General features: G+C 68.4%; 7 protein-coding genes. 3 read left to right on the forward strand and 4 right to left on the reverse strand.

The features are described 5' to 3' along the window. Positions 1 to 39 precede the first annotated feature (39 nt). Complete coding sequence (locus Q8M88_RS09955) at positions 40 to 954, forward strand: site-specific tyrosine recombinase XerD (RefSeq protein ID WP_305596928.1); 915 nt, start codon at positions 40 to 42, stop codon at positions 952 to 954. Between the two features lie 62 nt (positions 955 to 1016). On the opposite strand, the gene Q8M88_RS09960 is transcribed toward Q8M88_RS09955, so the two are convergent. Beyond that, positions 1017 to 1757 (reverse strand): glycine zipper 2TM domain-containing protein, encoded by a 741-nt coding sequence (locus Q8M88_RS09960; protein ID WP_305596930.1) that lies wholly within the window; start codon positions 1755 to 1757, stop codon positions 1017 to 1019. 183 nt (positions 1758 to 1940) lie between these two features. On the opposite strand from Q8M88_RS09960, the gene Q8M88_RS09965 reads away from it, so the two are divergent. Next, positions 1941 to 2903 (forward strand): acetyl-CoA carboxylase carboxyltransferase subunit alpha, encoded by a 963-nt coding sequence (locus tag Q8M88_RS09965; protein ID WP_305596932.1) that lies wholly within the window; start codon positions 1941 to 1943, stop codon positions 2901 to 2903. Positions 2904 to 3026: 123 nt separating this feature from the next. Further along, entirely contained in the window at positions 3027 to 3974 is a 948-nt protein-coding gene (locus Q8M88_RS09970; RefSeq protein ID WP_305596934.1) for an SDR family NAD(P)-dependent oxidoreductase, read from the forward strand. A gap of 58 nt (positions 3975 to 4032) precedes the next feature. On the opposite strand, the gene Q8M88_RS09975 is transcribed toward Q8M88_RS09970, so the two are convergent. The 3 genes from Q8M88_RS09975 to Q8M88_RS09985 form a co-directional block, all read right to left on the reverse strand. Next, positions 4033 to 6954 (reverse strand): TonB-dependent siderophore receptor, encoded by a 2922-nt coding sequence (locus Q8M88_RS09975; protein ID WP_305596936.1) that lies wholly within the window; start codon positions 6952 to 6954, stop codon positions 4033 to 4035. A 233-nt stretch (positions 6955 to 7187) separates the two neighbouring features. Beyond that, the gene (locus tag Q8M88_RS09980; RefSeq protein ID WP_305596938.1) at positions 7188 to 8552 is read right to left on the reverse strand and encodes an MATE family efflux transporter; all 1365 of its coding nucleotides are present in this window, start codon (positions 8550 to 8552) and stop codon (positions 7188 to 7190) included. A gap of 13 nt (positions 8553 to 8565) precedes the next feature. Further along, on the reverse strand, positions 8566 to 10193 hold a 1628-nt coding region (locus Q8M88_RS09985), incomplete at its 5' end, for an SEC-C metal-binding domain-containing protein (RefSeq protein WP_305596939.1).

Here is a 10193-nt window from a genome sequence, read left to right on the forward strand (position 1 = left end):
CGCCCGCGCCTTCGCCCTCGAGGGCCTGCTGGCGCTGCGATGAGCGACGGCTCGGGCTGGACCGAAGCGTTCCTGGAGATGATGGCCGTCGAGCGGGCGGCGGCCCGCAACACGCTCACCGCCTACGCCAAGGACCTCGCCGACGCGCAGGGCTTCCTGCACGCCCGCGGCCTCGACCTGGCCAGCGCCCAGGCGGCCGATATCGAAGCCTATTTCTCGTTTCTCGGCGCGCGCGGGCTGGCGGCGTCGACGGCGGCGCGGCGGCGTGCGTCGCTGCGCCAGTTCTATCGCTTCGCCCTGGGCGAGGGATGGCGCGCCGACGATCCCTCGCGGCGGGTGGATGCTCCCAAGCACGGCCGCCCGTTGCCCAAGACGCTGAGCCGCGCGGAGGTCGACGCGCTGATCGCCGCCGCTGCATCCATCGACGGCGCTCAAGGGCTCAGGCTCGGCTGCATGGTGGAGCTGCTGTACGCATCGGGCCTGCGGGTGTCTGAACTGACCGCCCTGACGCTGGCGGCCCTGGCCCGCGATCCGGCCTATCTGATGGTCGTGGGCAAGGGCGGCAAGGAACGCCTGGCGCCCCTGAACGCGACGGCGCGCAAAGCCATCAAGGCTTATCTTGCGGTGCGACCGCAGTTCCTGCCGAAGGGAGACGCCGCCAACCCGTGGCTGTTTCCATCACGCGGCAAGGCGAGACGTCTGACGCCGCGGCGCTTCGCACAATTGCTGGACGAGGCGGCCCGCACCGCTGGCGTCGATCCGGCGCGGGTCAGTCCGCACGTGCTGCGCCACGCCTTCGCCACCCACCTGCTGGAAGGCGGCGCGGACCTGCGCGTGCTGCAGACTTTGCTGGGTCACGCGGACATCGCGACAACCCAGATCTACACCCACGTCGCCGGCGAGCGCTTGGCGGAGGTGGTGCGCACCAAACATCCCCTCGGAAAGAAGCCCTGACGGACAAAAGCCCTCCTCCCGCAAAGGAGAAGGGCTCTGGCCGTGATCAGGTTTGGTCCGGATTAGCCGGTGATGCGATAGCGCCCTGCGCCATCCGGACAGACGCGCACGTAGCGGTATTCGCTGGCGCCGTTGTTCCACTCGACCGGGGCCGGCGCCAGACGACAGCGCTGGCGATTGTAGTAGGCGGTGTCATAGCGGCCGCTGCGATAGCGCCGGTCGCGGTCCCAACGGCTTTCGCGGTAGGGGACGGTCTCGTCGTAGCTGAAGTAGTAGCCCGTCTCGTCGCACTTGGCGGTGCTCTTGCCGATGTTGGCGCCCAGCGCGCCGCCGACCACGGCGCCCAGGACCGCGCCCTCGGTGCGGGCGTTGCGGGCGGCCACGTTCGAGCCCAGCGCCGCGCCGGCGATCGCGCCGATCAGGCCGCCGGCCACAGCATTGTTGTTCGAGCGCTGCCGGCACGGGTCGTTGTAGCGTTGGTCGTTGTAGCGCGGATCGTTATACGCGCGCGCGCCGTCCCGATAGCCGTCGTCGCTCCACACCGGCGCCGGACCATAGGCGCGGGCGTAGGAGCCGTAGCCGTATCGACGGTCATAGTCGGCGCGCGCGCGTTCATAGTCCTCGCGGCGGCGGTCGTATTCGGCGCGCGAGGCCTCGTAGTCGCGGCGGTCAGCGTCATAGCTGCGCAGGTCGCGTTGGTATTGCTCCGTCGGGCGATACGCGCCGTACGGCTGAGCGACGGCAGGCATGGCGGTGGCGATCGCCAGCGCTCCAGCCAGGCCGAGCTTCAGGGTGGTATGCATCTTTGGCTCCATTTCCTCAGCCGCGGGCGCTTCTGTTCAGCCCGCGTTGTCCCGAAGCCCAAACGCATGCTTATGGCTAAGGTTGCAAGGACATGGAGCGCTGGATTTTCGACGGACTTGTGACGCAAGGCCTTCCCGCCTAATTTCCCGCCGTTCCGCGAACGGCTGGAAAAGATTCCCTGAATGGCGACGCATTACCTCGAGTTCGAGCGCCCTATCGCTGATCTCGAAGCCAAGATCGAGGAACTGTCGAAGCTCTCGGAATCCGCCGGGCCGGCCGCGTTCGACGCCGAGATCGAGGCGCTGCGCGCGCGCCTGCACGAGATGCGGCGCGACGCCTATGGCAAGCTGGACGCCTGGCAGAAGACCCAGGTCGCCCGCCATCCCGAGCGACCGCACTTCGTCGACTATGTCGCCGGCCTGATCGAGGAGTTCGTCGAGTTGCGCGGCGACCGCAAGTTCGCCGACGACCAGGCGATCATGGGCGGGCTCGGGCGCTTTCGCGGCCAGGCCGTGGTGGTGATCGGCCACGAGAAGGGCCGCGACACCGTCACCCGCGTCAAACACAACTGGGGCTCGGCGCGCCCTGAGGGCTTCCGCAAGGCGGTCCGGCTGATGGACATGGCCGAGCGGTTCAACCTGCCGGTGATCAGCTTCGTCGACACCCAGGCGGCCTATCCCGGCATCGTCAGCGAGGAACGCGGCGTCGCCGAAGCCATCGCCCGGTCCACCGAGCGCAGCCTGATGCTGGGCGTGCCGATGATTGCGGTGGTGACCGGGGAGGGCGGGTCGGGCGGCGCCCTGGGCATCGCCTGCGGCAGTCGCGTGCTGATCTTGGAGCACGCCATCTATTCTGTGATCCCGCCGGAAGGCGCCAACTCGATCCTGTGGCGCGGCGCGCGCACCGCCGAGGACGCCGCCAAGGCGATGAAGATCACCGCCCAGGATCTGCTGGCGATGAAGATCGTCGATCGGGTGATCCCCGAGCCTCCGGGCGGCGCCCACTCCGATCCGGACGCCACGATCCAGGCGGTAGGCGACGCGGTGGAAGACGAGCTGAAGGCGCTAGCCGGCTTCAATCCAGACGAACTGCGCAAGCGCCGCGCCGATCGCTTCTACGCCATAGGGCGCACGGGCCTTCGCTAGCGCATTGCGGCCGGCGTGCTTGATGCGGCGTCGTGAACCCACCTAGGATCAGGCAAGGCATCCGGCCGCTGGTCGGGCGACGCGCTCAGGCGCGCAATCAAAAAACCTGCCAGGGAGTGAGACATGACCACGCAGCAGAGGCCTTTGGGCTCCGGCCTGGATCGCGACAGCACGGCCGAACAGGCGCTGGGCGCGGCGGACCTGACCGGCAAGACCGTGGTGGTCACCGGCGCCTCTTCCGGACTGGGGACGGAGACCGCGCGCGTTCTGGCGCAGGCCGGGGCGAAGATCATCGCCGCCGTACGCTCTCCCGAGCGGGCCAAGGTTGCGCTCGCCGGCGTGACGAACGTGCAGATCGAACAACTCGACCTTGCCGATCCGGACTCGATCGACGCGTTCGTTGAGCGCGTCGAGGCGACAGGGACGCCGGTGCATATCCTGATCAACAACGCCGGCGTCATGGCCTGTCCGCTGGAGCGCGACGCGCGCGGCTACGAGATGCAGTTCGCGACCAACCACCTGGGGCATTTCCAGCTCACCGCGGGCCTTTGGCCGGCGCTGAAGCGCGCGAACGGCGCGCGAGTGGTGACGTTGTCGTCGGGCGCCCATCGCCGCAGTTCGGTGCTGTTCGACGACATCAACTTCGAAACCACCGAATACGAGAAGTTCAAGGCGTATGGTCAGGCCAAGAGCGCCAATGCTCTGTTCTCCGTGGGCCTCGACCAGCGTGGCCAGAAGGACGGCGTGCGGGCCTTCGCCGTGCATCCGGGGATCATCCACGACACCAACCTGTTCCATTTCCTGTCGAGCGAGGAGATGTCGCAGACCGCCGGCGCGCTGGGCGGGACCAAGACCATCCCTCAGGGTGCGGCGACTACGGTGTGGGCGGCGACCTCGCCGATGCTGGAGGGCCACGGCGGCGTCTATTGCGAGAACGGCGACATCGCCGAGGGCGTCCCCGCCGACAAGCAGACGCCGGGGGGCGTGCGCCCCTGGGCGGTCGACCCGGCCCTGGCCGATCGCCTTTGGAGCGTCAGCGAGAAAATGACCGGCAAATCGTTCCTGGGCTGAGTGCAGGGACACCCCGGGCCGATCCTGCGCGCACCGCCCGGAGGCGGTGCGCGAGATCTCAGTACTTGAACGAAGCGCCCAGGTAGAAGTAGCGGCCGCCGTTGTCGTAGATCGACGCGCCCTGTCCCGTGCCGGTGTAGGTCTCGGGAAGCGAAGGCGGATATTCGTCGGCCAGGTTGTTGATCCCGCCGCGCACCACGACGCCGTCGGTGAGGCGGTACTGAGCGCGCACGTCGTGGCTGTAGTAGTCGCCGGTGTAGTACGGATTGAGCTGGGTCTGGGTGAACTGGGTGCTGGCGATCATTGAGCCGATGTAATGGCCGGTCCAGCCGACGCTGAGCGCGCCCATCCTCCAGTCCGCCTGCGCCGTCGCGCGCCATTCCGGCAGGCCGCCGTTGATCGAGTTGGCGAGCTGGGTGTAGGCGACATTCGGGATGTTCTGCTGGGCGGCCCGGTAGGTCCATGTGGCGTCCAGCTTGAACGCCAGCGAACCGTAGTCGGCGCCGCCAAGCAAGTCGCCCGGCAGCATGGAATAGGCGATGGCGCCGTCCCAGCCCTCCAGCTTCACCTTGGCGATGTTCTGGCGGGTCTGATTGATCTGAACCACGCCGCCGGCGGCGTTGCGGGTCACCTGGGCGCAGAACGGGTTCGTCGCATAGGCCGCGCTCGAGTCGTAGCACAGAGTCTGCAGCAGCGAAGCGGTGGGCACTGTGCCGACCTGGTCTTCGATGTTGTATTTGAACCAGTCGAGAGAGATCGACAGGTTCGGCGTCCAGCGCGGCTTGATCACCACGCCAGCCTGGTAGGTGTTGGCGGTTTCCGCCCCAAGGTTCGGGTTGCCGCCGACGAGCAGACGCGCGGTCGGCCGGCCGGCCCCGATGTTGGAGACGAAGGTCGCCGGGTTGTAGCCGGGGATCGCGGCCGCGCAGGTGATGCGGCGCGCGGCCTGCTGGGCGGCCGTGGTCGATGCGAAGTTCACCCGGTCGCAGGGGTCCTGGACGGGAGCGTTGGCCGCGGCGAAGCTGGTGCTCTGCGGCGCGTACAGTTCGACGATGTTGGGCGCACGCACCGCGGTGCCTTGGCTGGCGCGGAAGCGCAGGTCCTGCACCGGCGCCCAGTTGGCCACGAGGCGGTACTGGTCGGTCTGGCCAATGGTAGAATAGTCGGCGACGCGGCCGGCCGCCTCGAAGCTCAGGTCATAGGCGAACGGCAGGTCCTTCAAAACCGGGATTCGCAGCTCGGCGTAGCCTTCGCGCACGTCGTACTGGCCGGCGCGCACGCCGGTGGCGTTGAAGAACAGCGCGCCCGAAGCGCTCAGAGCATCCTGGCCGAAGGCGCTCTCTTCCTTGCGGTATTCAGCGCCGGCGGCGATCGCCAGCGGGCCTGCCGGAAGCTCGAACAGGGTGGTGGTGATGTTGGCCGCCACCAGCGACTGCTCGATGCGCTGTTGCGTGTAGGCGTTGGCGTTGACCCACAGGGCCGCCTCACGCGAACCGCCGTTGATCAGGTCGTATGGCACGCAGCCGGCGGCGCGCGCCGCGACGTCTCGACAGACGATCTGCCCCGCCACCACCACCGGGTCGACCGACTGGGTGATGCGCAGCAGGTTCGGGACATTGTAGTGCGTGGTCTCGGCGCTGGTGCGGCCGTATTGGGCGTACCAGTCCCAGTGGACGTCGCGATCGGCGATCTCCAGCGCGCCGTTCATGCCGATCACGCCGCGGGTGGTCTCGCGGTCGGCGCGGGTGTCGCGTCCGCCGAAGTCGTCGAAGTACTTGCCGATCAGGATCGGCGAGTTCGCCGCGGCGCCTGAAGCGAGAAACGCTGTGCGGAGCTGCGGGCCGATCGGGCCGACGGCGAGGAACGGGTTGTTGGCGAAGATCGGGATGACCGTCTCGGCCGTCGCCTGCGGGCTGACGAAGGCCGGCGACTGGGTCGCGTAGCCGCGGCTGCGGGCGTAGCTCGCTTCGACGAACAGGTTGGTCGTATCGTCGATCGCATATTCGATGTGCGTGTCGATGATGCCGCGCAGCGACTTGCTCTGCAGCGCCGCGTACTGGCTCTGGTAGATCAGCGCCGGATCCTGGCAAGTCGGCGAAACGACGACGGTCGAGCACGCTGCGCTGAGCTGCACCAGGCGCGTCGGATCATTGATATCGCGGGCGTAGGCGACATTGACCGCGCCCTGGCGAATCTGGAACACCCCCAGCGGGCTGATGTTGGCCTTCGATGCGCCGACGACGCCCTGCGGATTGCCGTTGTCGCGACGCAGGCCCGGATAGAGCTCGCTTCGGTCGCGCTGCAGGATCGGCTCGATGCGGCCGACCTCGGCGGCGACCATCACGCTCAAGCGGTCGTTCAGCAGCCTGGCGCCGTAAAGGCCGCCGATGCGGAACTCCTGGCCATCGCCTTCCTGGCGCACGCCCGCGTCGACGTCGGCCTCGAAGCCTTCGAAGCGCTTCTTCATGATGATGTTGACGACGCCGGCGATGGCTTCCGAGCCATAGACCGCCGAGGCGCCGCCCGCGGCGATCTCGACGCGGTCGATCAGCAGGGTCGGAATCTGGCTGAGATCCACCGCAGGATCGGAGGCGTCGTTGTTCACCAGCCGGCGGCCGTCGCGCAGCACCAGGGTGCGCTGGGCCCCCAGGCCGCGGATGTCGGCGCGGGTCTGGCCGGCCAGGAACGAGGAGCCGGCGGAGTTCTGGCCATTCAGGTTCGCGTTAAGCGTCGGCAAGTCCAGTAGCGCGTCGCTGAGCAGGGTATAGCCGGAGTTGCGCATCTGCTCGCCGGTGATCACCGAGACGGGCGCGGGCCCGTCGAAGCTGTCGCGACGGATACGCGAACCGGTGACCACGATCTCCGATACGGCGGTCTCACCCTGCGGCGCCTGTGCGGTCTGAGCGGCGGCGAGGTTCGGCGCCGCAAAGGCGGCGACGGCGGCCGACCCGAGCAGGGTCGTTCGGAGCAAACTGTTCATCGGTGCTTTCATCATGGCGCCTGGACCGGAGTCGCTTCCCGGAGGCGATCAGCTGACGCCCCCGAGGCCGGCCACGCGCGTGTTCCGAGCGGAAAACGCAACGTAGCGGCGAGCCATAGGTCTCATGCAGACCTTATCGGAACCATAATTGGGTGAATCCGGGCCGAAATGACCTGGTCGAGCCGCACGAGTTCTCGGTGAGTGCGCTTTGCGCGCCACAGGCGGCGGCAGGGTCAGGGACGCGCCGGCTTAGGTCCCCAACGGGTGAAATAGATGACGCCCGCCATCGACAGTCCGTAGACCGCCAGCGAGAAGGCGACGAGCGCGAACAGTTGCCACACCGGCGCCTGGGTGTGCGCCAGCCACAGCCCGCCGCCGAGCACCGCGACCAGGCGGGCCGTCTGCGCCAGCACTGGGCCGACGATGCGCGCTGCGCCCTGGGCCGCGAAGTACAGCGCCATGGCCAGCCCCAGGAAGACGAACGCCGGGCCCGCCCAGTGCAGGTAGACCGCCGCCGCCGCGCGCACGCCCGGATCGCTGGTGAACAGATGCGTCCACAGAGACGGCTTCAGCGCGATCACCGTGCCGATGATTCCGGCGAGGCCGCCCGCAAGGCCGCCTGCCGCCCAGGCGACGCGGCGGGCGCGGGCGATGTCGCCGGCGCGGATCGCCATCCCGACCATCGGGATCGCGGCGACGCCGATGGCGAAGGACAGCGGGGTGAGCAGGAACTCGAGCCGGGCGCCGACGCCGTACCCGGCCAACGCCTCGGGTCCGAAGTGGCCGACGATGCGCGTGAAGACCAGGATGGTCGCCACTGACTGCACGGACGACAGGCAGGCGACGCCGCCGACCTTGAGGATGTCGGCGAACAGGGCGCGGTTTGGGCGAAAGCCCGCCAGTCGGACGGGCAAGCGCGCGCGGGGGCCCAGCACCCGCCAGAGCAGATAGAGTGCGCCGGCGCTGTAGGCGATCAGCGAGCCGGCGGCGACGCCCGGCATGCCGAGGCGAGGGGCGGGCCCCAGGCCGAGGCCCAACACCCCGCCAATCAGGATCTGCGCCACGCTGACCAGCATCAGCACCATGGAGGCGGTCTTCAGGTCGCCGGACCCGCGCAGCGTCGAGGCCAGGATGTTGGCCATCCAGATCGAGATCGCGCCGGCGAACAACAGGTGTGAGTAGGCCGTCGCCTGTTCCAGCACCGCGCCGCGCGCGCCCAGGAAGGCGAAGGCGGCCGGGCCGAAGCCAATCATCGCCATGGTATAGATGACGCCGCCGGCGAGACCGATCAGCGCGGCATGGACCACCAGCCGGCCGGCCCGCTCCCGGTCGCCGGCGCCCAGCGCGCGGCTGATGGCCGAGGAGACGCCGCCGCCCATGGCGCCGCCCGACAGCATGCCGACCAGGATGACGAACGGGAACACCACCGCCACGGCGGCCAGCGGCACGGTGCCCAGGCGGCCGATGTAGACGGTTTCAGCCACCGAGACGGCGGCGGAGGCGACCTGTGAAAAGGCGGCGGGCGCGGCCAGGCGCAGCAAGGTCGGCAGCAACGGACTGCTGACCAGCGCCGGGACTGGGCGCGGCGCTGTGGTCATGGCCGGCCGCGCGTCAGACCAAAGCCCCGTGGCAATGCTTGAACTTCTTGCCGGAACCGCACGGACAGCCGGCGTTGCGGCCGGTCGCTTCCCAGCCGTCGGGCAGGGCGGAGATCGGCAGCGCCTCTCGCTGATCCACCGACAGGCCGTCGGGCAGCGCGCCCATCTGCGCGGCGTTCTCGCCGGTCAGCGGGTCCATGTGCACTTCCGTAAAGGCGCCCAGCGAGGTCGCCAACGGCTCGGGTTCGGAGAACTCGAACGTCACTGTCAGCAACCAGCGGGTGACGTTCTGGCGCAGGTCGACCAGCAGCTTCTCGAACAGCGAGAAAGCCTCGGTCTTGTATTCGTTCAACGGGTCGCGCTGGCCGTAGCCGCGCAGGCCGATGACGTTGCGCAGGTGGTCCAGGTGCATCAGGTGCTCGCGCCACTGCAGATCGATCATCTGCAGCAGGAAGCTCTTCTCGATGGTGCGCATGTGGTCGCCGATCGAGGATTCGCGCTCAGCGGCGCGGGCCTCGGCGGCGGCGGAGATGCGCTCGTGGATCTCCTCGTTGGCGATGCCGTCTTCGGCCGCCCATTCGCGGATCGGCAGTTCGAGGCCCAGGTACTGCTGCACGTGATCGTCGAGGCCTTCCACGTCCCACTGCTCGGCGTAGGCCTTGGGCGGCAGGTGGCGGGCGACGAAGTCCTCGATGGTGTCGACGCGCATCTCGCGGATGATCTCGGATAGGTCGCTCGCCTCCATGAACTCCTGGCGCTGCTCGAACACCGCCTTGCGCTGGTCGTTCACGACGTCGTCGTACTTCAGCAGGTTCTTGCGGATTTCGTAGTTGCGCTGTTCGACGCGCTTCTGGGCGGTGGCGATGGCGCTGTTCAGCCACTTGTGGGTGATCGCCTCGCCTTCCTGCACGCCGAAGGTGCGCATGATCGAGTCGAGGCGGTCGCCGGCGAAGATGCGCAGCAGGTCGTCCTCGCAGGACAGGAAGAACTTCGAATGCCCCGGGTCGCCCTGACGGCCGGTGCGGCCGCGCAGCTGGTTGTCGATGCGGCGGCTCTCGTGACGCTCGGTGCCCAGCACGAAAAGGCCGCCGGCGGCCAGCGAGCGCTCCTTCAGCACCGCAGTCTGGGCGTCCAGCTCCTGACGGTGCGCGGCGGCCATCTCCGGCGTCACTTCGATGCCCAGCGCGCGCTGTTCGTCGCGCCATTTCAGGACCTTGAGGTCGATATTGCCGCCGAGCTGGATGTCGGTGCCGCGGCCGGCCATGTTGGTGGCGATGGTCACCGCGCCGGGCACCCCCGCGTCGGCGACGATCAGCGCCTCCTGCTCGTGATAGCGGGCGTTCAGCACGTTGTGCGGAATGCCGGTGACCGTCTTGCCCTCGTGTTCGAAGACGTGGACCTTCAGCATTTCCGAGAGCTGCTCGGACTTCTCGATCGACACGGTGCCGACCAGGATCGGCTGGCCCTTGATGAAACAGGCTTCGATCTGCTGCAGGATCGCGGCGTTCTTCTCGGCGGAGGTGCGATACACCTCGTCGTCGTCGTCGATCCGCGCCACCGGTCGGTTGGTCGGGATCTCGGCCACGTCCATCTTGTAGATGTCGAGGAATTCCTGGGCCTCGGTCGAGGCGGTGCCGGTCA

This window comes from Phenylobacterium sp. (assembly GCF_030693805.1).
Classification (GTDB): Bacteria; Pseudomonadota; Alphaproteobacteria; order Caulobacterales; family Caulobacteraceae; genus Phenylobacterium.